The following is a 24,585-nucleotide window of genomic DNA, read 5'->3' on the forward strand; positions in this document are numbered from 1 at the left end:
GGAGGAGCCTACATGGAACCGATTGGCTGGGGCAGCATCTTCGCCCGCATGTTCATCCAGTTCTGGCCCGTCTGGGCCGCCCTGATCATCACCTATGCGGTGTCGATCCATTACCGCCGCCGCTTGGGCCTTTATGGCAAGCTGTTCGACAGCACCGTCGGCATGATCGGTTTTGGCATCGTGATGTTCTGGGTCTATACGGCGTTTTTCGCCGATATCATCATCACCCATGACCCGCTGGGCCAGCTTTCGGGGATGAAGAACAAACCACCGGGCACCCCTGCCCCCGATGGCAGCAGCTATGAATATTACCTGCTGGGGGGTGATAACCTTGCCCGCGATGTGTTCAGCCGTGTGGTGATGGGCGCACGCCGCGTGCTGGCCATCGCCCCCGCCGCCACGCTCTTTGCCTTCATGGTCGGCATTACCTTGGGCCTGCCCGCAGGCTATTTCGCGGGCAAACTGGATACGGGGCTGTCCTTCCTTGCCAACCTCGTGCTGGCCTTCCCGGTGATCTTGCTGTTTTACCTGCTCGTCACCCCGGAAATCCGCGATACCGGAATTCCCACCATCCTTGCGGCGGTGCTGTTCGTTTTCCCGATCATCTTCCTCGTGACGCTGTTCCACAGCCGCTACTTCACCGTGCCCGCACGGCGCAACCTCTATGTCGGTATCACGCTGGTGCTGGGCCTCTGGGCCTATTCCGGCCTTGCCTTCAACGCCGATCCCTTGGGCATCTGGTCGATGGACCCGAACCTGCTCAACGTCTTTGTCGCCGTGGTCTTCGTCAACGCCCCCACCGTGTTCCGCATCGTGCGCGGCATCGTGCTGGACCTGCGCTCACGCGACTATGTGGCAGCAGGCCAAACCCGCGGCGAAGGGCCATGGTATATCATGCTTTGGGAAATCCTGCCCAACGCCCGCGGCCCTCTGATCGTCGATTTCTGCCTGCGCATCGGCTATACCACCATTCTGCTGGGCACACTCGGCTTCTTCGGCCTCGGCGTCTCGCCGGAATCCCCCGATTGGGGCTCCACCATCAATGATGGCCGCCGCCTGCTGTCGATCTTCCCGCATCCCGCCGTTGTCCCGGCCATCGCACTCATGAGCCTCGTCCTCGGCCTCAACCTGCTTGCAGACGGGTTGCGCGAAGAAAGCCTGAAAGACTGATGCAACGCCCGATGCCTGATGCTTTCTTTTCGGTCCAAATATCCTCGGGTGTCCGGGGGCAGACAGCCCCCGGCGCTCGCCACGCGCCTCGCCGTATAGGGAGTCCACAATGACCAAACCTGACTGGGATCCGTCCCAACCCATCCTCGAGATCACCAACCTCTCGATCTCCTTCTTCACCCGCCTGCGCGAGATCCCGGCGGTGATGGATTTTTCCTGCACCGTCATGCCGGGTGAGGCGATGGGGCTGGTCGGCGAATCCGGTTGCGGTAAATCCACCGTGGCGCTGGCCGTCATGCGCGATCTGGGCAAGAACGGCAAAATCGTCGCGGGTTCCATCAAATTCAAAGGCCGCGACCTGACCAATATGGGCGAGGAGGAACTGCGCCAGCTTCGCGGCTCTGAAATCGCGATGATCTATCAGGAACCCATGGCCTCGCTGAACCCGGCCATGACCGTGGGCGCGCAATTGGCCGAAGTGCCGATGATCCATGAAGGCATGGCCAAAGAAAAGGCATGGGAGCTTGCGCGCCAGATCGTCGCCGATGTGCGCCTGCCCGACCCCGACCGTATCGTGAACGCCTATCCGCATCAGCTTTCCGGCGGCCAGCAACAGCGCATCGTCATCGCCATGGCCTTGATGTCAAAACCCGCGCTGCTGATCCTTGATGAACCCACCACCGCGCTGGATGTGACGGTCGAGGCAGGGATCGTCGATCTGGTCAAGGAACTGGGCCAGAAATACGGCACCTCCATGCTGTTCATCAGCCATAACCTTGGGCTGGTGCTGGATGTCTGTGACCGGCTTTGCGTGATGTATTCCGGCGAGGCGGTGGAAACCGGCAACGTGGCCGAGGTCTTTGACAAGATGCGCCACCCCTATACCCAAGCGCTGTTCCGCTCGATCCCACTGCCTTCGGCTGACAAGAATTCCCGCCCCTTGGTGGCCATTCCGGGCAACTTCCCGCTGCCGCATGAACGGCCCAAAGGCTGCAACTTTGGCCCGCGCTGCGATTACTTTGAGGCCGGACGCTGTGATGCAGGCGATGTGCGCATGGTCGACACCGGCGGCGACCGCCATCATTCCCGCTGCGTGAAGTTTCAGGAGATTGACTGGGACGCCCCGCTGGCCGCTGTGAAGCAGCAGGAAAAGACCCCGGTTGGCGATGTCGTGCTGAAGATGGAGGACCTGCGCAAATATTACGAGGTTTCTGGCGGCTCCTTGTTTGGCGGCGGCGCGCAAAAAGTGGTCAAGGCCAATGAAACCTTGTCTTTTGAGGCCCGCGAAGGGGAAACCCTTGCCATCGTGGGGGAATCGGGTTGCGGCAAATCCACCTTTGCCAAGGTTCTGATGGGTTTGGAAACTGCGACCAGCGGCAAGATTTTCCTGTATAATCAAGATATTCAGGACACGCCGATTGAACAGCGCGCGGTGGATACCGTGTCATCGGTGCAGATGGTGTTCCAGAACCCGTTTGATACGCTCAACCCTTCGATGACCGTGGGGCGGCAGATCATACGGGCGCTGGAAATCTTTGGTGAAGGCAATTCCGACGCCGAGCGTCATGCCCGCATGTTGGAACTGCTGGACCTTGTGAAACTGCCCCGCGCCTTTGCCGAACGCATGCCGCGCCAGCTTTCAGGCGGGCAAAAGCAACGCGTCGGGATCGCGCGCGCCTTTGCGGGGGATGCCAAGATCGTGGTCGCGGACGAGCCTGTCTCGGCGCTGGATGTGTCGGTGCAGGCCGCTGTGACCGATTTGCTGATGGAAATTCAGCGCAAGAACCGCACGACCCTGCTGTTCATCAGCCATGATCTTTCCATCGTGCGCTATCTGGCCGACCGGGTGATGGTGATGTATCTGGGCCATGTGGTCGAACTGGGCACCACCGATCAGGTGTTCAGCCCGCCCTATCACCCCTATACCGAGGCGCTGCTGTCAGCCGTGCCGATTGCCGATACCAAGGTGAAGAAAAAGCGGATCGTGCTGGAAGGTGACATTCCATCCGCGATGAACCCGCCATCGGGTTGCCCATTCCAGACACGCTGCCGTTGGAAAGCGCAAGTGCCCAACGGGCTGTGTGACCGCGAGGTGCCACCTGTCAAACATCTGGCCACCGGGCATCAGATCAAATGCCATCTGTCGGATGCGATTCTGGCCGAGATGGAGCCGGTGATCACCATCGCGGCGGAGTAGAAACGCGCGCGCTGAGTGCAAACCAAAGGCCGGGGGGCTGACTGCCCCCCCGTATCAAAACAAAGGCCGGGGGGCTGACTGCCCCCCCGTGTCAAAACAAAAGCCGGGGGGCTGACTGCCCCCCGGACCCCCCGTGGATATTTGTGCCGAAAAGAAAGCGGGACGCGGTGGAGTGGCGCTGCCTTCCTACGCTCGCACTCCCCCCGCTAGACGCGATGCGCTTTAGAAGCGTTGATCCGGGTCTTTGGACGCTTTGTGTTTGCGCAAGCGGCTGGGGGTGTGGAACTTCTTGTCTTTGAACGGGTTCTTGTCGCCTTGACCGCGCAGCGTGATGCGGATGGGCGTGCCGGGCATATCAAAGTGATCACGCAAGCCATTGACAAGATAACGTTTATAGCTCTCCTGCATCAGATCAGGATGGCTGCACATGACCACAAAGCCCGGCGGGCGGGTTTTCACCTGGGTCATATAGCGCAGTTTGATGCGGCGGCCGCCCGGCGCGGGGGGCGGATGGGCCTCGGTCATGGCCTGAAGCCAGGTGTTGAGGCGGTTGGTCGGGATGCGGCGGTTCCAGATATCATGCGCGCGCAGGATGGCGCTGTGCAGACGGTCGAGGCCGCGGCCTGTCTTGGCCGAAACAGTCACCAGCGGGGCGCCGCGAAGCTGGGGCAGCAGGCGTTCAAAGCTTTCGCGCAGCTCGGCCAGTTTTTCCTGCTTTTCGCCTTCGAGATCCCATTTGTTCACCGCCACCACAACCGCGCGGCCTTCGGTTTCGGCGTAATCGGCGATGCGCAGGTCTTGCTGTTCGAAGGGGATTTCCACATCCAGCAGCACCACGATCACTTCGGCAAAACGCACGGCGCGCAAACCGTCAGAGACGGACATCTTTTCCAGCTTGTCGTTGATCCGGGCCTTCTTGCGCATGCCTGCGGTGTCAAAAATCCGGGTCGGCGTGCCGAACCAGTCGGTTTTCACCGAGATAGCATCGCGGGTGATGCCTGCTTCGGGGCCGGTCAGCAAACGGTCTTCGCCGATGATCTTGTTGATCAGGGTGGATTTGCCCGCATTCGGGCGGCCAATCACGGCAATTTGCAGCGGCTTGGTGGCTGAGGGCTTGTGCCATTCGGGATCGGCCTCGGTATCGGCTTCGTCCTCGGGGATATCGACATCCACGATCGGGGCATCAGCCTCGGCGCGTTCGGCAAATTCATCCGAGATCGGGCGGAGCAGGCGATAAAGATCGTCGATCCCTTCGCCATGTTCCGCCGAAAGGCGCAAGGGTTCGCCCAGACCCAGCGACCACGCGTCAATCGCGCCTGCATCCCCGGCTTTGCCTTCGGATTTGTTCACGCCAAGGATCACCCGCGCGCCTTTTTTGCGCAGGATATCGGCGAACACTTCGTCCGTGGCGGTGACCCCGGTGCGCCCGTCGATCAGGAACAGGCAGACATCGGCCATGCCAACCGCGCGTTCGGTCAGGCGGCGCATCCGGCCTTGCAGGCTGTCATCGGTTACATCTTCCAGCCCCGCCGTATCAATCACGGTAAAGCGCAAGTCAAAGATCTTGCCATCGCCTTCGCGCAGGTCACGGGTGACGCCGGGCTGGTCATCGACCAGCGCCAGTTTGCGCCCGACAAGGCGGTTGAACAGGGTGGATTTGCCCACATTGGGGCGGCCAACGATGGCGAGGGTAAAGCTCATTTTGGCCCCTCCGGGGGCTTTGGGTCAGTGCATCAATCCGTGGCCATACACGGAACCCCGGTCAACGGAAAGCGTGAAGTTGCCCATTGCCGGAAACGACATAGAGCACTCCGCCCGCCAAAGCCGGGGCAGAGGCCGCCCCGCCCGGCAGGTCTGCCGTGCCCACCAGCGCGCCATTGGTCGGGTTGAACAGGCGCACGACGCCATCCCCCGACACCACGACAAGCCGACCGCTGGCCAGAACCGGGCCATAATGCGCGGTGATCGCCGCGCGGCGCTTTTCCTTGGCGGATTCGTAATAGGGCATATCCACCGCCCAGATCGGCTGCCCGGTGGCCGCATCCAGCCGCACCAGCTTTGCCTCATCCGAGATCAGAAAGACCGAGCCGCCGACAGGCAGAACCGCGCCATAAGCCGCCTCACGCGCGGACCATTTCTCGCTGCCCGAGGCGGTATCCAAGGCCGACAGCCGCCCGCTTTGGTTGCCGACATAGGTGGTGGCGCCGTCAACAACCGGATCGCCCGCAATATCGGTGACGCTGTTATAGCCACGGCCCAGACGCGCTCCGGCGATGCTGGCCGTCCAGAGTTTGACGCCCCCGGATTTCAGCGCGGCGGCCAGATCGCCATTGCCAAAGGGGAACAGCACTGTGCGTGCCGTCACCGCAGGCGCGGCAGAACTGACGATCCCGTTATTCGATGGGGTGCCCGGCAATTGCCACAGCACCTTGCCATCCTTGGAATCAATCGCCCAGCCCATGCCATTGCGTCCGACCACATAAACCACGCCATCGGCCACCGTTGGGGTGCCTGCGGCGGGGGACAGAAGGTTCTGGCGCCAGATCACGCCACCGCTGGCCGGATCAACCGCGACCAGTTCGGCATGTCCGGTAGAGACGAACAAACGCCCGCCGCCATAGGCCAAGCCGCCGCCCGAAACCTCTCCGCGCGCGCCGGCAGGCATCAGGTTCACCGACCACAGCTTTGCGCCCGAGGTCGCAACAGCCGAAACGCCGGTGGTGGCATCCATGGTGAACACACGACCATCCGCCACGATGGGGGCGGCGGTGATGCGGTATTTACGGCTGTTACCCGCGCCGATATCCACCGACCACACCCGCACCGGGGCCGCCGACAGGCTGGCATGCGGCATCAGATGCGCCACATTGGCCGAACGATGCGTCCAATCCGCATTGGCGCGCGCGGCGGGCAAGCTGATCGCGACCGATTGATTTTCAATCTGGCCGAAGCTGTCGGTCGGTTGGGCCTCGCCCTCTGCGCGGACACTGGCCTCCAGCGGCGTGCGGGGGTTGAACCGCTCTCCTTCAAGGATCAGTTCTTTTTCGCAGCCAGCCAGCAGCGCCAACCCGACCACAAGGCAAAACCCTTTGCCCGCCTTGGCCCGAATCTCCGCCTTTTTCCGAGTGTCAGAGAAAGAGTTCATCTTATGTCTGCCCCTTGTCCTGCCCATGTCCAGCGCGCGATGCGCAGGTTTTTCGTTTGACACGCGGCAGGCACAGGGCGTCGCCCGGCAGCCGCCGCGTGGTGTTAGCTGTCTTTCGTCTCGCCGCCCAAGGCCACGATCATCTGTGACGCGCGCTGACGCAGGCCCGCAGGGGCCTCTTGATCGGTGGACAAGGCGCGAAGCTGCGTGATTGCGGCTTCCATATCGCCTGCCTCGACCGACAGATAGGCCATCTGTTCCAGCGCCAGCGTGCGGAACGGGCGGCCCGGGATCGCAATCGTATCAAGCGCGGCGCGGCGTTCCGCGATTTCCATATCCGCCCCGGCCACCACCACACGGCGCAACACGGCCAGATCGCGGTAAGCGTTGGGCAGTTTGGGGTCTGCGATGATCGCATCCAGCGCTGCCAGCGTGCCCGGCTTGTCAGCCTCGGGGTCCGAAGCCAGCAGCAGCTTTTGGATGGCCAGCTTGTCATTCACCCCATTGGCAGCATCACCCGCCGCAACCAGTGCCGCGCGCCGCGCCTCGGGTGTTTCCTGATCCAGCGCATCCAGCAATGTATCGCCAAAGGCCTGCGCCGCCGCTGCACGGCTGGCCTTTTGCCATTCGGTATAGGCCGCCCCGCCAACCACCAGAACGACAAGCAAAATGCCGATCCAGCCATATTTGCGGAAGGTCGCAAACAGACGATCACGACGGACCTCTTCTGTCACCTCTTCGATGAAGCTTTCTGGATTGCTCACGCCTGTCTCCAATTCTTTCCCACCGTCTTACACGCAAGGCCAAGGGCTTGCCAAGCCCTGCCCGGTTTTCAAGCCCGTTCTGCGGCCCGAAATCGGCGCTTTTCGGACCGGTGGGGCCGGTTTCGGCCCTGTTCTGCGCGGCAACGCAGGCTGGGGCTTGCAGTCCGGTCCCGGCTCGGGAATGGTGACTTGTGACTGGGGGACAAAAAGTTTAATCTGAACCAGATAGTTTAGCGTATGACCAGACGAATATCATATGCACGGGCCGCGGCCTTTCACCTTGGGGCCGCAGGCGGCATATGCACAAGAGGCGATTGAATGCGGATTTTCCCCCTGATTACGGCTGCGATTGTAACGATATCGCTGTTTCTTTTGGTGTTTGAACGCGAAAAGCTGCTGGCTTTTGCCGCGGGGGAACCTTCACCTGAAAGCAGCACCGACGCCGCCGCCACCCCTGCCCCGGTCGAAGAGCCTGCGAAAGCCGAGCGTAAGGTGTCGGTTCTGGTGCAGCGCAGCAAGGTGCAACCGGTCGACAGCGCCATTCTGGCCCGTGGCCGCACCGAAGCCGCGCGGCAGGTCGAGGTGAAATCCGAAACCTCGGGGCTGGTGGTGTCGGAACCCTTGCGCCGGGGGGCCTATGTGACCAAGGATCAGCCGCTTTGTGTTCTGGATGTGGGCACCCGTGACGCGCAGTTGAAAGAGGCAGAATCGCGCCTGATGGAGGCCAAAAGCCGCCTGCCCGAAGCGCAATCGCGGCTGGTCGAGGCACAAGCCCGGCTGGCCGAGGCCGAGATCAACGCCCGCGCTGCCTCGCAACTCAGCCAAGATGGTTTTGCCTCGGAAACCCGGGTCGCTGCGACCACCGCCGCCGTGGAAAGCGCGCGCGCCGGGGTCAGTTCGGCGGAATCGGGTGTGTCTGCGGCCACTTCGGGCATCCGTTCGGCCGAAGCCGCCGTCGAAGCGGCAGAGCGGGAGCTGAAGCGGCTGACGCTGGTTGCGCCCTTTGGTGGCTTGCTGGAAACCGATACCGCCGAATTGGGCGCCTTGCTGCAACCCGGCGCAGCTTGTGCCACCGTGATCCAGCTGGACCCGATCAAGCTGGTGGGGTTTCTGGCCGAAACCGATGTCGACAAGGTCAGCGTGGGCGCGATGGCGCAGGCGCGTCTGGCCTCGGGGCGCGAGGCGCTGGGGCGTGTGACCTTCCTCAGCCGGTCCGCCGATCCGTTGACCCGCACCTTCCGGGTGGAGGTGACGGTGGCCAATGACGGGCTGAACATCCGCGACGGCCAGACCGCCGAACTGATGATCGCCACCGAAGGCAAACCGGCGCATCTGCTGCCCGCCTCGGCGCTGACGCTGGATGATGAGGGGCGGCTTGGCCTGCGCATCGTCAACGGCGACAGCCGCGCCGAATTCGTGCCCGTCACGCTGATCCGCGACACGGTCGATGGGGTCTGGCTGACCGGCCTGCCGGATGCGGCGGATGTGATTGTCGTGGGGCAGGAATTCGTGACCGAGGGCGTGGCCGTGACGGTCACTTACAAGGAACAGGCGCAATGATCGGAATTGTTGACTGGGCCGCCAGCCGCGCCCGCATGGTCATTGCCTTTGTCGCCCTGTCCCTTCTGGCGGGCGGCTTTGCCTATTATTCGCTGCCCAAGGAAGGCGAGCCGGATATCGAAATTCCGGCGCTGTTCGTGTCGGTCCCCTTCCCCGGCATTTCGGCGGCAGACAGCGAAACCCTGCTGGTCAAGGTGATGGAGACAGAGCTTTCTGGCCTTGACGGGTTGAAGAAGATGTCCGGCACCGCCGCCGAAAACTATGGCGGCGTGGCGCTAGAATTTGAATTCGGCTGGGACAAGACCAAGATCATCGCCGATGTGCGCGACAAGATGAACACCGCCGAGGCGAAATTCCCGGACGGGGCGGATAAATATTCGATCAACGAGATCAACTTTTCCGAATTCCCGATTATCATCATCGCGCTGTCGGGCCAAGTGCCGGAACGCACGCTGCTGCGCGCCGCCAAGGATATGCAAGACCGGATCGAAGGCATGGATGCGGTGCTGAAGGCGGAATTGGCCGGCCACCGCGATGAGATGCTGGAAGTGGTGATCGACCCGCTGCGGCTGGAGGCTTATAACGTCACCGCCGCCGAGTTGATTTCGGTTGTGCGCAACAACAACCAGTTGATCGCGGCGGGGGAGGTGGAAACCGCAAGCGGTGCCTATGCGGTCAAAATCCCTTCGTCTTTCAAGACCCCGCAACAGGTTTACGGCCTGCCCGTCAAGGTGAATGGCGACCGGGTGGTGACGCTTGGCGATCTGGCCGATATCCGCTTGACCTTTGAAGACCGCACCGGCACCGCGCGTTTTAACGGTGAAACCACGGTGGCCATTCAGGTCGTCAAGCGCAAAGGTTTCAACCTGATCGACACCGCCGCCGAGGTGCGCCGGCAGGTGGAACTGGAACGCGCGACATGGCCGCAGGAATTGCGTGAAGCGGTGGAAGTGCGCGCCTCGCTGGATCAGTCCAGTCAGGTCAACAGCATGGTCAGCCAGTTGGAAGGCTCCGTCCTTACGGCGATTGCGCTGGTGATGATTGTGGTTCTGGCCTCGCTTGGCACGCGCTCTGCGCTGCTGGTGGGTTTTGCGATCCCGACCTCGTTCCTGTTGTGCTTTGTGCTGCTGGCGGTGATGGGCATCACCGTGTCCAACATCGTGATGTTCGGGCTTATTCTGGCCGTCGGGATGCTGGTGGATGGCGCGATTGTGGTGGTCGAATATGCCGATACCCGCATTTCCGAAGGCTCTGGCCCGATGGCCGCCTATACCGAGGCCGCAAAGCGGATGTTCTGGCCGGTTGTGTCCTCTACCGCGACCACGCTTTGCGCCTTTTTGCCAATGCTGTTCTGGCCCGGGGTTCCGGGCGAATTCATGGGGATGCTGCCTGTCACGCTGATCTTCGTGCTATCGGCCAGCCTGATCGTGGCGCTGGTCTATCTGCCGGTTCTGGGCGGCGTGTCGGGCCGGATCAGCCGGATATTCGACCGCACGGCAGCAAAGCTGCGCCCGCTGCCGTGGTGGCTGCGTGCCGTGATGGTGCCCCCCTCGATGTATCTGATCTTTCTGGGCGCGATGCAGATGCTGAACCCGGCTTATCTGATGGGCGGGGTCGCCCCGTCCGGGGGGATGGCCGTGTTGCCGGGGGCCGTGCTGTTCACGGCAGGTGCTGTGCTGACCACCATCACCATGACCGCCGCCCGGATAGAGCGGAAACCCCGCAAAATCCGGGGCAGCTATCGCCGCACGCCCTTTGGCTATTTCACCAAGGCGATTGCGGGCAACCCGGTGATGCCGGTCGTCTCTATCGTGGCGGTGCTGGCCTTTGTCGTCGCAACCTTCAGCTATTTCGGCACCCATTCCAAAGGGGTGGAATTCTTTGTCGAGTCTGAGACGGAACAGGCGATCATCTATGTCCGCGCGCGGGGCAACCTGTCCTTGCCGGAAAAGGATGCCTTGCTGAAACAGGCCGAAGATATCGTGCTGGCCACCGAAGGCGTGGATTCGGTGTTCTCCTTTGCGGGTGCGGGGGGGCTGAATTCCAACAATGGCGGCGCGCAGGCCCCGCTGGATACCGTGGGCCAGATGCAGATCGAGGTGATCCCATGGGAAGACCGCGCCGATATTCCCGAACTGGACGGCGATTTGGTGCTGGCGCGGATCATGGCAAAACTTGCCAATCTGCCCGGCATCCAGTTGGAAGCGCTGAGCCAAAGCCGCGGGCCTGCCTCGGGCAAGCCGTTGCATCTGCGGCTGAAAGGCGATGATTTCACCCAGATCGCCGAAGCCGTGGCAATTGTGCGCGACCGCTTTGAAACCACCGCCGGGGTGATTGATATCGAAGACACCCGCCCCCTGCCCGGCATCGACTGGCAGATTGATGTGGATGTGGAAAAGGCCGGGCGCTTTGGCGCCGATGTGGCAACCGTGGGCGGCATGGTGCAGCTTGTGACGCGCGGCATCCTGCTGGATACGATGCGGGTCGACAGCTCGGACGAGGAGATTGAGATCCGCGTCCGCCTGCCGGAACAGGACCGCGTGCTGTCCACGCTCGACACGCTGAAGGTGCGGACCCGCGATGGTCTGGTGCCGCTGTCCAACTTCGTCACCCGCAGCCCGGTGCAAAAGCTGGGCCGCATCGACCGGGTGGATCAGCAGCGCTATTTCGACATCAAGGCCGATGTGACGCCCGGTCTGGTCATGCTGAAGGAAAAGCAGGCCGATGGCAGCTTTGCCACCGTTGGCATCGCCCGCGCGCGCGACATCGATTCCACGGGCAGCGCCGCGATTGAAGGCGGCGATTACGGCTATGATCTGGTAGAGCTGACCAAGCCCGAAGTGTCCGAACGTCTGTTCAGCCTGACGGTGGAACCGATCAACGCCAATGAGCGCATCGCCCTGCTGTCGAAATGGCTGACCGATGAAACCCCGCTGCCCAGCGGTGTGGAATGGGAATGGACCGGTGATCAGGAAGACCAGGCCGAAAGCGGTGCGTTTCTGGCCAAGGCCTTTGCCGGGGCGCTGGGGCTGATGTTCATCATCCTGCTGGCGCAGTTCAACAGTTTTTACAACTCGGTCCTTGTGCTGATCGCGGTGGTTCTGTCGACCACGGGCGTGCTGATCGGGATGCTGGTGATGGACCAGACCTTCAGCATCATCATGACAGGCACCGGCATCGTGGCCCTGGCCGGGATCGTGGTGAACAACAATATCGTGCTGATTGACACCTATCAGGAATTCAGCCGCTACATGCCCAAGATCGAGGCCATCGTGCGCACAGCGGAACAACGCATCCGCCCCGTGCTGCTGACCACGATCACCACCATGGCAGGGCTTGCGCCGATGATGTTCGGGCTAAGCCTTGATTTCATCGGGGGCGGCTATTCCATCGACAGCCCGACCGCCCTGTGGTGGAAGCAACTGGCCACCGCCGTGGTCTTTGGCCTTGGCATTGCCACTGTGCTGACGCTGATCTTTACCCCGGCGCTGCTGGCGCTGCGCGTCTGGATCGGGATCGGGGCCTATCGCAGCTTTGGTGCGCTGTCGGCGCTGTCCAGCGGGTCCAGCAGTGCAGCGGCACGCGACATGGCGCTGAACCGTGCGGCGCGGCGCATCGCCTCGCCGGTGCTGATCTGGGATGACGCCCCGGCACCCGAAGGCGCACCGACCGCAGAGACAAGCGATACCGCGCCCGATGACGAGGGCGACAACAGCCAGCGCAGCGCCGTGCAAGGCATGCCCCGCCCGCCCCTGCGCGCCGCCGAATAAGGCCCCCCCTTCCGGGGCAGCGCCTTAATCGCAGCCGCGCGCATTGCCGCGCGGTTGCCGCCAACCTGCCGCATTTTCATCAATATTGATCTATATCCGGAAACAATCGCCCCGCCCTTGCCAGAAGGCTGTTGACCATGGACCCTGTAACCGCCCCCTTCCTGCTGCTGTTTCTTGGCACGATTGGCATTGATCTGGGCCTGTTCAATCGCAGCGATGACAGCGATGAAGATGCCGCCCCGACCGATACCGCAGCCGCCCCCGAAACAGAGGCGGAAACCGAAGATGTGGCTGTGCCGGGCGAATTTGATGCCAGCCTTTACAGCGATGTGATCACCGGCACCGAAGGCGATGATGCCCTGTCGACCGATGAAGAAAACGCGCTGGCATGGTTTTTGAATGCAGGCGACGATACGTTGATCGGCAGCACCGAAAGCGATTACGCCGAAGGCGGCACGGGCGATGACGTGATGTCGATGCGCGATGGCCGCGATCTGGCCTATGGCGGCGATGGCAATGACACCATCGACGCGGGCATTGGCTTTGATACGGTTTACGGTGGTGCGGATGATGACCTGCTGACCGGCAATGGCGGCAATGACATTCTGCACGGTGATGATGGCAATGACGAATTGCGCGGCGGCTCTGGCGCCGATCTGCTCTATGGCGGCGCGGGCAATGACACGCTGTTCGGCATGTCGGCCACCCTGTCCAGCGAAGCCGGCGAAACCACGATTGACGGTGTCGACGGGCTGTCAGGCGGCGAAGGCGATGACACGCTGGTCCTTGGCCCCGGTGACATCGGCGAAGGCGGCGCGGGCGATGATCTGTTCCGCATCGACTATGGCCGCCCCGACCTGACCGATGTGGCGCGGGTCAATGACTATAGCGCAGGCGACCAGCTAGAGGTGCAATACACCCCCGAACGCGACGACACCGGGGCCGAGATTCTGCCCGTCATCACCTTGCTGCAAAACAGCGACAGCACCGGCGCGATGATCCTGTTCAACGGCACCGCCATCGCCAATATCATCGGCGGCCAAGACCTGACGCCCAGCATGATCACCCTGACCCCGCTGCCGCAGGGCTAAGCCCGTTCAGGCCGCGTCGCCCGCGTCTTCCTCCTCCGAGGATTGCCGCGCCCACATGGCCGCATAGCGCCCGTTATTGGCCAAAAGCTGGTCATGGGTGCCTTGCTCGACGATATTGCCCGCTTCCAGCACGATGATCTGATCGGCATCGGCAATCGTCGACAGACGGTGCGCGATGGTGATCACGCTGCGCCCTTCGCCCATGGCCAACAGACTGTCCTGAATATCCCGCTCGGTCTGGGTATCCAGCGCCGAGGTCGCCTCATCCAACAGCAGGATCGGCGGGTTTTTCAGCAAGGTGCGCGCAATGCCGACCCGCTGCTTTTCCCCGCCCGACAGTTTCAGGCCACGTTCCCCCACGGTGGTTTCATAGCCATCCGGCAAGGACAGAATGAAATCATGGATCTTTGCGGCGCGGGCGGCGGCCTCAATCTCGGCACGCGAGGCCTCAGGGCGGCCATAGGCGATGTTGTAAAGCACGGTATCATTGAACAAAACCGTATCCTGCGGCACCACGCCGATTTGCGCATGCAGGCTGTCTTGGGTGACATCGCGCAGGTCCTGGCCATCAATCCGCACAGCCCCGCCCACCACATCGTAAAACCGGAACAGCAAGCGCCCGACCGTGGATTTGCCAGACCCGGACGGCCCCACCAGCGCCACCCGCTGCCCCGGTGCGACACGGATGGTCACCCCTTTCAGGATCGGGCGCGCGGCGTCATAGCCGAATTGCACATTGTCAAACACCACTTCGCCGCCCGAAACCTTCAGGTCCGTGGCCCCCGGCTTGTCCACCACTTCGGCGGGTTGGCCCAGCAGGCCGAACATCTCGCCCATATCGACCAGCGCCTGCCGGATTTCGCGATAGACCGTGCCCAGAAAGTTCAGCGGCATGGTGATCTGGATCATATAGGCGTTGACCATGACGAAATCGCCCACGGTCAGGGTGCCATCCTCGACCCCCATCGCGGCCATGACCATCACGATCACCAGCCCGGTGGTGATGATCAGCGATTGCCCGAAGTTCAGGAAGGACAGGCTTTGCCCGGTCTTGACGGCCATCACCTCATATTTCTGCATCGCGCCGTCATAGCGCTGCGCCTCGCGCAACTCGGCCCCGAAATATTTCACGGTTTCAAAGTTCAGCAAGCTGTCGATGGCCTTTTGGTTGGCATCGGTGTCCTGATCGTTCATCTGGCGGCGAATCTTCACCCGCCATTCGGTCACTTTCAGCGTGAAGGTGACGTAAAGCGTGATGGTGACAACCACGACCACCATGTAAAGCCAGCCGAATAGCAGCGCAAAGATCACCGCAACCATGGACAACTCAAGGATCAGCGGCCCCACCGAAAACAGCATGAAACGCAGCAGAAAGTCGACGCCCTTGACCCCGCGTTCGATAATGCGCGACAGGCCCCCGGTTTTGCGGGTGATGTGATAGCGCATCGACAAGCGGTGAATATGGGTAAAGGTTTCCAGCGCCAGCTTGCGCAAGGCCCGCTGCCCCACGCGCACGAAGACCGCATCGCGCAATTCCCCAAAGCCCACCGCACCCAAGCGCGCCACACCATAAGCGATGGTCAGCCCCACGGCCCCAAACATCAGCAGCGCGCTTTGCGACGGGGCCTCGCCCGCCAAGGCATCCACAGCGGCTTTGTAAAAGAACGGCGTGCTGACCGAGACGATTTTGGCGCAAAGCAACAACACCAGCGCAATCGTGACACGGTGGCGCACCCAAGGCACATCCTTGGGCCACAGATAGGGCAGAACGCGGCGAATGGTTTGCATGCCGGACGCACTCTCACTTTTGGCGTCGGCGCTTGTCGCGGTGCTGGTCAATCTGCGCATTCCATCCTCATTTCTGCAATCGGCAAGCCGCGCCCCGGTGCGTGGCGGGCCCTGCCCCGGCAGCGGCCCATTGGGCGGCGGCGGGTCTGTGATCTGGTTTGTTTAGTCGCCCCGAACAGCAAAGGCCAGAGCCCCCGGCTCAGCGAGAGGCATCTGCGGCGGGTGCGGCGGTGCTCGGGGCCTCGGGCAGCGCAAAGACCTGACCGGGGTAAATCAGATCCGGGTCGCGAATACGGTCTTTGTTCGCCTCATAAACCTGCACATACAGGATCCCATCGCCAAACTGATCCCGCGCAATGGCCCAAAGCGTGAAACCCGGTTGCACCGTCACCGTGACCGGGGCCGCCGGGGATTGGGCGGCGGCTTGGCTGGGGGTGGCAGAGGGTGCCACGGGGGCCAAAGGCTCTGGCACGCGAATGGGTTGTGGCGCGGCACCGGGCGCGGGCGCAAACGGTGCCGGGGCGGGCATCGGTTGCGGTGCCGTTGCGGCCGTCACATTGACCTGAGCACCTTGCGCCGCGACACCCGGCGCGGGCTGCACAGGGGCCGTGGCATTGGGTGCAGGCGCTGCGGCGACCGGTTCGGGTTGCGGGGCCTGCGCTGCGGCATCCGCCCCGGCGCTGCTATCTGTCGCTTGCACGGTGCTGGCTTGGCCCCCAGCAGGCGGCGCGGCAGGCGGCACGGCGACCTCGGGCTGTGCGGCCACCACCTCTGGCACTGGTTCCGGCGCGGCTTGCGCCTCTGCCGTGGCGCTTGGCGCGGCAAGGGCGGCCAAGGCCTCGGGCGTTTCGCGTTGGAACGGGGTTTCGAACCGCGCCGTCACCTTGGCCTCGGCATCGATCTGATCGGCGCGCAGCGTATAGACGCCCGGTGCCACTTCGGGCAGCACGCCGCCCCAGCCGCCATCCGGCCCGATGGCGAATTCGGTCAGATAACGCCCGTCAAGATACAGCCGCACCCGCGCCCCCGGCATCCCGCGCCCGCCCATCTGCACAGCGCCACTGGCAGTATAGGAAATCGCATCAATCACCACAGGGCGCAGCTTGCCTGCCGCCTGTGCCGCATCGCCCCCCGGCTGCAAAACCCGCACGCCGCCCGGCCCCAACAAGATCGCCGCCGTTTCAGTCGCCGCATTGGCCCCAGCGCCTACGTCAGGGTCAACGGTGGCGGTGGCATCGGTGGCGGCGGCGGTGGCCACCGCAGCAGCTGTGCTGGGCTCTGGGGCAGCCTCGGCCACCGGTTCTGTTGCGGCGGGGTCTGTCACGGCGGGGTCTGCGGCTTCCGGCGCAGCAAGGGTTTCTGCCACTGGCGCAGGGTCGGCACCTTCCACCGGCATCACATCGCCGGGCGACAAGATCACCTGTTCTTCTGAGGCCAGTTCCTGCCCATCCGCCAGCCGCATCCGCAAGGTGATCAACCGATGCGCGCTACTGGGGGGCACCTCGAACAAAGCGGCAAATGCGCCCGAAGGATCGGTGATCACGGTAGAGACCACCAGATCATCCAGCAAAACCGAAACCGCGCTGCCCGGATGCGCCTTGCCCGCAATCAGCGCCGCCCCATCCTTTTCGATCCGCACCACGTCAAAGCTGGGCGGCTTGGGCGCAGGCGGGGCTGTGGGGGCAGGCGCCACGACAGTTGCATCAGGCGCGGCAGCAGGTGCAGCAGCCTCGGGCGCGGCAATCGCCGCAGGCTGTGGCACCGGCTCTGGTTGCGGCTCTGGCTGCGGTGCGGGCAAAAGCGCCAGCACCAGAAGCACAAGCCCCCCCGCCGCTGCCGCACCGCCAAGCACGGCTGCCAGTCTGGCCCCTGCCCCCCAACCCGCCCATCCTGCCATAAATCCCCCCTGCAAACCCGCGCAGCGCCCTTCGGCTTTCCCTTTTACAAGAACCCCGATATCAATTGCCAAAGCAAGTTTTTTCAGGAACAGCCCCGATGTCAGCCTCTATCTGCGTCTTTTGCGGCGCGCGCCCCGGCACCAACCCCGCCTTCACCACCGCCGCCCAAGCCACAGGTGCCATGATCGCCGCGAACGGCTGGCGGCTGGTTTACGGCGCTGGCGATACCGGTTTGATGGGCGAGGTCGCCCGCGCGGCCCAAACCGCAGGCGCGCGCACATTGGGCGTGATGCCGACCCATCTGGTCAAACGCGAAATTGCCAAACGCGATCTGGACCAGTTGGTGCTGACCGAAACCATGCATGAGCGTAAAAAGGTGATGTTCATGAACTCGGACGCGATTGTGGTGCTGCCCGGCGGCGGCGGATCGTTGGATGAGTTTTTTGAGGTGCTGACATGGCGGCAACTGGGCATGCATGCCAAACCGATTTTCCTGCTGGATGTGGCGGGCTATTGGCAACCGCTGGTCACGCTGCTGGATCATGTGGTGGATCAAGGCTTTGCCGATGCGTCGATGCGCGGCTTTGTGGAGGTTGTGCCGGATATCGACACTTTGACAAAGGCGTTAAAGACAGGGCTGAACTGACCCGAAGGCGGGGCCAAGGCAAAACCCGCATGGATGCAACAGAAACGGCCCGCAACCAATCAGATTGCGGGCCGTTACCGTCAGATCAGCCGCCGATCACATGCGCGAGGCGACGTTTTCCCAATTGACCAGATTATCAAGGAAATTGGTCAGATAGGCCGGGCGCTTGTTGCGGAAATCAATGTAATAGGAATGTTCCCACACATCGCAGCCCAGCAACGCGGTCTGACCAAAGCACAGCGGGTTCACGCCGTTTTCGGTCTTGGTCACCTTCAAGCTGCCGTCCTTGTCCTTGACCAGCCAAGCCCAGCCAGAGCCAAACTGCCCTGCCCCCGCCGCCGAGAAATCATCCTTGAATTTCTGAACCGACCCAAAGCTCTCCACCAGCGCCTTTTCCAGCGCGCCCGGCATCGCCTTGCCGCCCGGCCCCATCATTTCCCAGAACTGGGCATGGTTCCAATGCTGGCTGGCATTGTTGAAAATGCCGTTCTGCGCCACAGCGCCCGCCTGATAGGTGCCTTTGATGATCTCTTCGACCGACTTGCCTTCCCATTCGGTGCCAGCGATCAGCTTGTTGCCGTTGTCGACATAGGCCTTGTGGTGCAGGTCATGGTGATATTCCAGCGTTTCCTTGGACATGCCATGCGCGGCAAGTGCATCATGGGCATAGGGAAGATCGGGAAGTGTAAAAGCCATGTCGTTTCCTTTCAGAAGTTTCATCTGTCAACGCGAATAAGAGCGCTTCGGTTCCGGACGTCAAGGGGCCGCCAAAGAAATCTGCGCCGCTCAGCCGAGCTTGCAGGTGCCAAAGGCGTTGAAGTTGTTCGGATATCCCGCCGGGGTGGCGGAAATGCTTACTTTGCCGGTTTTCTTGAAATAGCTGGCCCTATACAGAAAACGCGGGGTTTCCTGCCCGGCAGTGTTGCGAACCCTTGGCAATTCCCAAGTAAAGGTGATGCGCTGGGGGTTATCCGCCGCCACCTTGGCCGTGGCAGGCTTTTTCAGAAAGTAAACGATGATCGGGTCATTCACCACGGCGGTTTCGCTGCCCTCTGTGTGCAGAATGGCAATCTGTGATGGCACCCATTGCTGCGATACCGGCACATCCAACCGACAGACATAGGTGACATCCTTGGCCATAGCGGCCGAAGCCACGAACAGCGTCACCAAGGAAAAACAAAGCAATTTCATTTACATGCAGCCCATTGTTAAGCCCTGTCCAGCAACCGAACCGGATACCAGACAGGACATAGCCGGGAATCATGGGCAGCGATATCGAAAACGCCTGTCAGGCACAAAGCCCGCCCTAAATCTCTGCCCCTTTGGCGGCAGCATGGCGCAGAATGCCCATCACATAGCCCGCGACCGAGCGGAAGCTGACCAGCGTATAGCCCCCGTCCTGCGCCCAGAAGGCGGCGGCCACCTGTGCGGCGCGGGTGCGGCGCAGCTCTGCCGGGGCAAGGGTTTTCAGGTCCACGGGGCACAGCTTTGCCAGCACCTGATCGGCCTTTTCGCCTTCGATGCGGAACATCGCGCGGGCGTCTGACACATCGGCGGCCAGATGATGCGTCTTGGCAAGCCCGCTTGCCAGCCCCTCCATCGTCGCGGCGACATCGGCATAGGGCAGGATCAGCAACAGCTCATCCGGTGACATCCAGCCCGCAGACCGATCCTTGCCATGGCTGATGCGGCGCTGATCTGGCAACGAAAAACCAAGCTTTTTCAAGGTGGTTGCAAGCGGTTTTTCATCCATCTTGCAGCGCAGGGTAATCATGCCCATCGGGCCGACCTCGCGGATGGTTGCAAAGCCTTCGAACATCTCTCCGCCAAGCGCGCTGACAGGGTTATGCATTGCCCTTCTCCCCTTCCTTGTCAAAGAAAACGGCATCGACGATGCGCGCCTTGACGGTGCCGCCGTCCACCTTGTTCAACTCCACCACCTCGCCCATGCGGTCGGGGCCATTCTTGATCAGCCCCATCGCGATGCCCTTTTTCAAGGTCGGGCTGTAATAGGTTGAGGTGACGCGGCCTTCGGTGTTGCGCTGGCCGTTCTCATTGGTGCCGGGGGCCACGGCATAGGCGCCATCGGACAGCACAGACCCATCCAGCGTTTCCAGCCCGACCAGTTTCCACCGCTCCGGGTCGGCCAGATAGGTCCGCTCCATCCCGCGCTTGCCAAGGAAATCGGCCTTCTTCTTGGACACGGCCCAACCAAGCCCCAGATCCAGCGGGGTGACGGTGCCATCCGTCTCATCGCCGATCATGATAAAGCCCTTTTCGGCGCGCAGAACATGCAGACATTCGGTGCCGTAAGGCATCGCGCCAAACTCCGCGCCTTCCCGGTGCAGCATGTCCCAGAAGGCCGCGCCATGGCTGGCCGGGATCGCGATTTCATAAGACAGTTCCCCCGAGAAACTGATCCGATACACCCGCACCGGAAAGCCGCCCAAGCTGCCATCGGCCCATTGCATGAAGGGCAGCGCCTCTTTCGAGACATCCATACCGCCGATCTTTTCCAGCAATTTCCGGGCATTGGGGCCGACAACGGCAACTTGCGCATATTGCTCGGTCACATTGGCGGTATACACCTTCCAATCCCACCATTCGCATTGCAGCCAGTCTTCCATCCAGCCGTGAATCCGGTCTGCCCCGCCCGAGGTGGTGTGGCACAGCCAGGTATCCTCATCAATGCGGGCGACAACGCCGTCATCCGACAAAAAGCCCTGCTCGTTGCACATCAACCCATATCGGCATTTGCCCACCGCCAGATTGGACATCATGTTGGTGTAAAGCATGTCGAGGAACCGGCCCGCATCCGGCCCTTTGACGATGATCTTGCCAAGGGTCGAGGCATCCAGCAGGCCCAGCTTTTCGCGGGTGTTGATCACCTCGCGCTGCACCGCCTGATCATGGGTTTCGCCCGCGCGCGGATAGCAATAGGGGCGGCGCCACAGGCCCACCGGTTCCCAATAGGCGCCGTTCTGGTCGTGCCAGTCATGCATGGGCGTGCGGCGCAGCGGCTGGAAAATCTCGCCCCGTGCCTCACCGGCCAAGGCCCCGATGGTAACAGGGGTATAGGGCGGGCGGAAAGTGGTGGTGCCGACTTGCGGAATCTCGGCCCCGAGGGCCTGAGAAAGCACCGCAAGACCGTTGATATTGCTAAGTTTTCCTTGGTCTGTCGCCATGCCCAGCGTGGTATAACGCTTGGTGTGTTCCACGGATTCATAGCCTTCGCGCGCCGCAAGCTGCACATCCGACACTTTCACGTCATTCTGGTAATCCAGCCACATCTTGGACCGCAGCCCGATGGGTGCGCCTTGTGGCATCATCCAGACCGGCACAATGGCAGTCGCAGCGCCGTCGCTATCGGTGCCCGCAATAATATCCGCCGGGTCATAGACCCCTGCCGCCGCCCCGACACAACTGACCATGGCCGACCCGTCATGGTTCAGCGGTGGGCGCGCGCTGTCGGGCACAAAGGCCGAGAGTGTTTCGGACCAGATCAGCTTGCCGCCGCAATGCGACCACAGATGCACCACCGGCGACCAGCCACCCGACATGGCCACCGCATCGCAAGCGATCTCCTCCATCACCGCGCCTTCGCCGGCTTGCAGGCAAATCTGCACCCCCGTCACGCGCTTGCCACCTTTGACCGATGCAATCCCGCGCCCGGTCTCGACCCGGATCCCCAGCGCACGGGCGCGGCTGGGCAACGGGCCATCGGCCTGCGCACGGGCATCAAGCACCACCGGCACCGACAGCCCCGCCTCGACCAGCGTAATCGCGGTCAGGTAGGCATCATCATTATTGGTGACAACCACGGTGCGATCACCGGGCGAGACGGCGTAATTCACGACATAGTCGCGCACCGAAGCCGCCAGCATCACCCCCGGAATATCATTTCCCGCAAAGGACAAGGGGCGTTCAATCGCCCCCGTGGCGCTGATGATATGACCCGCGCGGATACGCCAGACCCGCTGTTTCGGGCGGCCATCGCCGGGGGTGTGATCGGCCAGACGCTCATTCGCCAGCACATAGCCATGGTCATAAACACCCGCGCCCATGCAGCGATTGCGCAGGGTCACGTTTTCCATGGTTTTCAGCGCATCCACGGCAGATGTCACCCATTCCTCGGCGGATTCGTTTTCGACGGTGTCACCATCGACCACCGCGCGCCCGCCCCAATGGGCGGTTTGTTCCAGCAAGATCACGCGCTTGCCCGCCTGCCCTGCCGTCAGCGCCGCTTGCAGGCCCGCAATGCCGCCGCCGATGATCAGCACATCGCAGAAAGCATAGACGAATTCATAGCGATCCGCGTCGGTTTCCTTGGGGGCAGAGCCGAGCCCCGCCGATTGCCGGATGATCGGTTCGAACAGATGTTTCCATGCCGCGCGGGGATGGATGAAGGTTTTGTAGTAAAACCCGGCAGGCAGGAAGCGGGCCAGATAATTGTTCACCACACCGATATCGAAATCGAGGCTGGGCCAATGGTTCTGGCTGGCGGCTTCCAACCCCGCGTAAAGTTCGGTGGTCGTGGCGCGCTGGTTGGGCTCCAACCGGTCGGCGCGGCCCAGATTGACCAGCGCGTTCGGCTCCTCTGGTCCGGCGGCGACGATGCCACGCGGGCGGTGATATTTGAACGAACGGCCCACCAGCATCTGATCATTGGCCAAAAGCGCCGAGGCCAGCGTGTCACCGGCATGGCCGATCAGGCGGCGCCCGTTGAAGGTGAATTCGGCGCGGGTGGAGCGGTCGATCAGGCGGCCGCCCTTCTGGAGACGTGTGCTCATTTGTAACCCTCCCAATCCGGTCGTTTCTGTTTGATTTTAGCGATCAGATCAGCGGGCGGGGCCGAGGATTGCGCGGGATAGGTGCCGAACACTTCGAGCGTATTGGTGTCGCGGGCGGCCAGAAACCATTTGCCGCAGCCATACGCATGGCGCCAGCGTTCGAAATGCACGCCTTTGGGGTTCTTCCGGGCGAACATGTAGGATTCGAATTCCTCGGGGGTGGAGCCGGGGCCAAAGCGTTTCAGATGCGCCTCATATCCGGGGGAGAGTTCGGTTTCATCGGCTTGCACGCCGCAATAGGGGCATTGAAGGGTCAGCATTTTTGGGCCTCGCTGGATTGCAACGGCCGGGGGCGCTGCCCCCGGACCCCCGGGATATTTTTGAATAGATGATGTGGATAAGAGCGCTGCATCAGTGGGCGACCCCTGCCGCGACGGATTCGTCGATGAAGCGGCCTTCTTTGAAGCGGTCGAGCGAGAAAGCGGCGGCCAGCGGGCCGGGTTCGCCTTTGGCCATCAGTTCGGCCATGGCCCAGCCAGAGCCGGGGATGGCCTTGAAGCCACCTGTGCCCCAGCCGCAGTTGATGAAGCAATTGCCAAGCGGGGTTTTGGAGATGAGCGGCGAGCGATCCCCCGTCATATCGACGATGCCGCCCCATTGGCGCAGCATTTTCAGTCGGGAGATCATCGGGAAGGTTTCGACCAATGCGCGCAGGGTTTCCTCGATATGGTGGAAAGAGCCGCGCTGGGTGTAGTTGTTGAACCCGTCCGTGCCGCCACCGATGACCATTTCGCCTTTGTCCGATTGCGACATATAGCCGTGGACGGTATTGGCCATGACCACCACATCCATGCACGGCTTGATCGGTTCGGAGACGAGCGCTTGCAGGGCCACCGCCTCTACCGGGAGGCGGAAGCCTGCCATATCAGCGACTTGGCCGGAATGGCCTGCGACCACAATGCCGAGTTTCTTGGTGCCGATATAGCCTTTGGTGGTTTCCACGCCAACGACCTTGCCGCCTTCGGAGCGCACGCCTTTGACTTCGCATTGCTGGATGATGTCCATCCCCATATCGGAACAGGCGCGCGCATAGCCCCAAGCCACGGCATCATGCCGCGCGGTGCCGCCGCGGGGTTGCCACAGGCCGCCCAAGACGGGGTAGCGCGGGCCGTCGATATTGATGATCGGCACCAGTTCCTTGACCTTTGCGGCATTGATGAACTGGGTTTCCACGCCTTGCAGCGCATTGGCATGGGCCGTGCGCAGATAGCCGCGCACCTCATGGTGGGTTTGGGCCAGCATGATGACACCGCGCGGGCTGAACATCACGTTATAGTTCAGATCCTGACTCATCGTCTCATAGAGGCTGCGGGCCTTTTCATAGATCGCGGCGGACGGGTCTTGCAGGTAGTTGGACCGGATGATCGTGGTATTGCGGCCCGTGTTGCCACCGCCGAGCCAGCCTTTTTCGATCACGGCGACATTGGTAATGCCGTGGTTCTTGCCAAGGTAATAGGCGGTTGCCAGCCCGTGCCCGCCTGCCCCGATGATGATCGCATCATAGGACGCTTTGGGCGTCGGCGAGGCCCAGGCCCGTTCCCAGCCGCTGTGATAGCGAAGCGCCTCGCGTGCGATGGCGAAAACTGAATAGCGTCTCATGCGCGACTCTCCGTTGGTCCGGGTTGCTTGGATGCCTTTTGATACGGGGCAGAGATATATCCGCACCTGAGAGCGGCACAATGGGGATATTTGCGACATAGGCCCGG

At 62.2% G+C, this 24,585-nt stretch carries 17 protein-coding genes; 6 read left to right on the forward strand and 11 right to left on the reverse strand.

All coding sequences use genetic code 11. The annotated features are described in order from the left end of the window. Positions 1–12 precede the first annotated feature (12 nt). Both EGN72_RS08405 and EGN72_RS08410 read left to right on the forward strand, forming a co-directional pair. The gene (locus EGN72_RS08405) at positions 13–1,170 is read left to right on the forward strand and encodes an ABC transporter permease (RefSeq protein WP_127046497.1); all 1,158 of its coding nucleotides are present in this window, start codon (positions 13–15) and stop codon (positions 1,168–1,170) included. Between the two features lie 109 nt (positions 1,171–1,279). Beyond that, the gene (locus EGN72_RS08410; RefSeq protein ID WP_127046499.1) at positions 1,280–3,367 is read left to right on the forward strand and encodes an ABC transporter ATP-binding protein; all 2,088 of its coding nucleotides are present in this window, start codon (positions 1,280–1,282) and stop codon (positions 3,365–3,367) included. 222 nt (positions 3,368–3,589) lie between these two features. Here the strand turns inward: EGN72_RS08410 and der are convergent, their stop codons facing one another. From der to EGN72_RS08425, 3 genes are all read right to left on the reverse strand, one after another. Next, positions 3,590–5,068 (reverse strand): ribosome biogenesis GTPase Der, encoded by a 1,479-nt coding sequence (gene der, locus EGN72_RS08415; protein ID WP_127046501.1) that lies wholly within the window; start codon positions 5,066–5,068, stop codon positions 3,590–3,592. A 61-nt stretch (positions 5,069–5,129) separates the two neighbouring features. Next, positions 5,130–6,512 (reverse strand): PQQ-like beta-propeller repeat protein, encoded by a 1,383-nt coding sequence (locus tag EGN72_RS08420; RefSeq protein ID WP_127046503.1) that lies wholly within the window; start codon positions 6,510–6,512, stop codon positions 5,130–5,132. 104 nt (positions 6,513–6,616) lie between these two features. Further along, a complete protein-coding gene (locus EGN72_RS08425; RefSeq protein WP_127046505.1) occupies positions 6,617–7,276 on the reverse strand; it encodes a hypothetical protein in 660 nt (219 codons plus the stop codon). Positions 7,277–7,594: 318 nt separating this feature from the next. Here EGN72_RS08425 and EGN72_RS08430 point away from each other — a divergent pair, with 318 nt between their 5' ends. The 3 genes from EGN72_RS08430 to EGN72_RS08440 all read left to right on the forward strand — a co-directional run bounded on the left by EGN72_RS08430 (position 7,595) and on the right by EGN72_RS08440 (position 13,697). Then, on the forward strand, positions 7,595–8,836 hold the full coding sequence (locus EGN72_RS08430; protein WP_127046507.1) for an efflux RND transporter periplasmic adaptor subunit: 1,242 nt from the start codon (positions 7,595–7,597) through the stop codon (positions 8,834–8,836). Beyond that, positions 8,833–12,606, forward strand: a complete 3,774-nt coding sequence (locus EGN72_RS08435; protein WP_127046509.1) for an efflux RND transporter permease subunit — start codon at positions 8,833–8,835, stop codon at positions 12,604–12,606. The genes EGN72_RS08430 and EGN72_RS08435 overlap by 4 nt, the downstream gene beginning before the upstream one ends. Positions 12,607–12,743: 137 nt before the next feature. Next, positions 12,744–13,697, forward strand: a complete 954-nt coding sequence (locus tag EGN72_RS08440) for a calcium-binding protein (RefSeq protein WP_127046511.1) — start codon at positions 12,744–12,746, stop codon at positions 13,695–13,697. A 6-nt stretch (positions 13,698–13,703) separates the two neighbouring features. Here EGN72_RS08440 and EGN72_RS08445 read toward each other — a convergent pair whose 3' ends face one another. Then, on the reverse strand, positions 13,704–15,485 hold the full coding sequence (locus EGN72_RS08445) for an ABC transporter ATP-binding protein/permease (protein ID WP_370323228.1): 1,782 nt from the start codon (positions 15,483–15,485) through the stop codon (positions 13,704–13,706). Between the two features lie 199 nt (positions 15,486–15,684). After that, positions 15,685–17,382 carry a LysM peptidoglycan-binding domain-containing protein gene (locus EGN72_RS19480; RefSeq protein ID WP_233587084.1) on the reverse strand — a complete coding sequence of 566 codons (1,698 nt, stop codon included), beginning with the start codon at positions 17,380–17,382 and terminating at the stop codon, positions 15,685–15,687. Between the two features lie 98 nt (positions 17,383–17,480). Here EGN72_RS19480 and EGN72_RS08455 point away from each other — a divergent pair, with 98 nt between their 5' ends. Further along, positions 17,481–18,029 (forward strand): TIGR00730 family Rossman fold protein, encoded by a 549-nt coding sequence (locus EGN72_RS08455; RefSeq protein WP_127046514.1) that lies wholly within the window; start codon positions 17,481–17,483, stop codon positions 18,027–18,029. A 96-nt stretch (positions 18,030–18,125) separates the two neighbouring features. On the opposite strand, the gene EGN72_RS08460 is transcribed toward EGN72_RS08455, so the two are convergent. The 6 genes from EGN72_RS08460 to EGN72_RS08485 all read right to left on the reverse strand — a co-directional run bounded on the left by EGN72_RS08460 (position 18,126) and on the right by EGN72_RS08485 (position 24,478). Next, positions 18,126–18,725 carry a superoxide dismutase gene (locus EGN72_RS08460; protein ID WP_127046516.1) on the reverse strand — a complete coding sequence of 200 codons (600 nt, stop codon included), beginning with the start codon at positions 18,723–18,725 and terminating at the stop codon, positions 18,126–18,128. A gap of 90 nt (positions 18,726–18,815) precedes the next feature. After that, positions 18,816–19,220 carry a hypothetical protein gene (locus tag EGN72_RS08465; RefSeq protein WP_127046517.1) on the reverse strand — a complete coding sequence of 135 codons (405 nt, stop codon included), beginning with the start codon at positions 19,218–19,220 and terminating at the stop codon, positions 18,816–18,818. Between the two features lie 115 nt (positions 19,221–19,335). Further along, positions 19,336–19,881 (reverse strand): sarcosine oxidase subunit gamma, encoded by a 546-nt coding sequence (locus EGN72_RS08470; protein ID WP_127046519.1) that lies wholly within the window; start codon positions 19,879–19,881, stop codon positions 19,336–19,338. After that, on the reverse strand, positions 19,874–22,819 hold the full coding sequence (locus EGN72_RS08475; protein WP_127046521.1) for a sarcosine oxidase subunit alpha family protein: 2,946 nt from the start codon (positions 22,817–22,819) through the stop codon (positions 19,874–19,876). The genes EGN72_RS08470 and EGN72_RS08475 overlap by 8 nt, the downstream gene beginning before the upstream one ends. Continuing rightward, the gene (locus EGN72_RS08480) at positions 22,816–23,139 is read right to left on the reverse strand and encodes a sarcosine oxidase subunit delta (protein ID WP_127046523.1); all 324 of its coding nucleotides are present in this window, start codon (positions 23,137–23,139) and stop codon (positions 22,816–22,818) included. Before EGN72_RS08480 ends, EGN72_RS08475 begins: the two co-directional genes overlap by 4 nt. A gap of 91 nt (positions 23,140–23,230) precedes the next feature. Continuing rightward, on the reverse strand, positions 23,231–24,478 hold the full coding sequence (locus EGN72_RS08485) for a sarcosine oxidase subunit beta family protein (RefSeq protein ID WP_127046525.1): 1,248 nt from the start codon (positions 24,476–24,478) through the stop codon (positions 23,231–23,233). Positions 24,479–24,585 lie beyond the last annotated feature (107 nt).

Source organism: Pseudorhodobacter sp. E13 (assembly GCF_003991405.1).
Taxonomy (GTDB): domain Bacteria; phylum Pseudomonadota; class Alphaproteobacteria; order Rhodobacterales; family Rhodobacteraceae; genus Pseudorhodobacter.

Bases quoted from the DNA above. Each gene is read 5' to 3' on its own strand.
- EGN72_RS08405 (WP_127046497.1), top strand. From the start codon at position 13: ATGGAACCGATTGGCTGGGGCAGCATCTTCGCCCGCATGTTCATCCAG.
- EGN72_RS08410 (WP_127046499.1), top strand. From the start codon at position 1,280: ATGACCAAACCTGACTGGGATCCGTCCCAACCCATCCTCGAGATCACC.
- der (WP_127046501.1), bottom strand. From the start codon at position 5,068: ATGAGCTTTACCCTCGCCATCGTTGGCCGCCCCAATGTGGGCAAATCC.
- EGN72_RS08420 (WP_127046503.1), bottom strand. From the start codon at position 6,512: ATGAACTCTTTCTCTGACACTCGGAAAAAGGCGGAGATTCGGGCCAAG.
- EGN72_RS08430 (WP_127046507.1), top strand. From the start codon at position 7,595: ATGCGGATTTTCCCCCTGATTACGGCTGCGATTGTAACGATATCGCTG.
- EGN72_RS08435 (WP_127046509.1), top strand. From the start codon at position 8,833: ATGATCGGAATTGTTGACTGGGCCGCCAGCCGCGCCCGCATGGTCATT.
- EGN72_RS08440 (WP_127046511.1), top strand. From the start codon at position 12,744: ATGGACCCTGTAACCGCCCCCTTCCTGCTGCTGTTTCTTGGCACGATT.
- EGN72_RS08445 (WP_370323228.1), bottom strand. From the start codon at position 15,485: ATGCAAACCATTCGCCGCGTTCTGCCCTATCTGTGGCCCAAGGATGTG.
- EGN72_RS19480 (WP_233587084.1), bottom strand. From the start codon at position 17,382: ATGGCAGGATGGGCGGGTTGGGGGGCAGGGGCCAGACTGGCAGCCGTG.
- EGN72_RS08455 (WP_127046514.1), top strand. From the start codon at position 17,481: ATGTCAGCCTCTATCTGCGTCTTTTGCGGCGCGCGCCCCGGCACCAAC.
- EGN72_RS08460 (WP_127046516.1), bottom strand. From the start codon at position 18,725: ATGGCTTTTACACTTCCCGATCTTCCCTATGCCCATGATGCACTTGCC.
- EGN72_RS08465 (WP_127046517.1), bottom strand. From the start codon at position 19,220: ATGAAATTGCTTTGTTTTTCCTTGGTGACGCTGTTCGTGGCTTCGGCC.
- EGN72_RS08470 (WP_127046519.1), bottom strand. From the start codon at position 19,881: ATGCATAACCCTGTCAGCGCGCTTGGCGGAGAGATGTTCGAAGGCTTT.
- EGN72_RS08475 (WP_127046521.1), bottom strand. From the start codon at position 22,819: ATGAGCACACGTCTCCAGAAGGGCGGCCGCCTGATCGACCGCTCCACC.
- EGN72_RS08480 (WP_127046523.1), bottom strand. From the start codon at position 23,139: ATGCTGACCCTTCAATGCCCCTATTGCGGCGTGCAAGCCGATGAAACC.
- EGN72_RS08485 (WP_127046525.1), bottom strand. From the start codon at position 24,478: ATGAGACGCTATTCAGTTTTCGCCATCGCACGCGAGGCGCTTCGCTAT.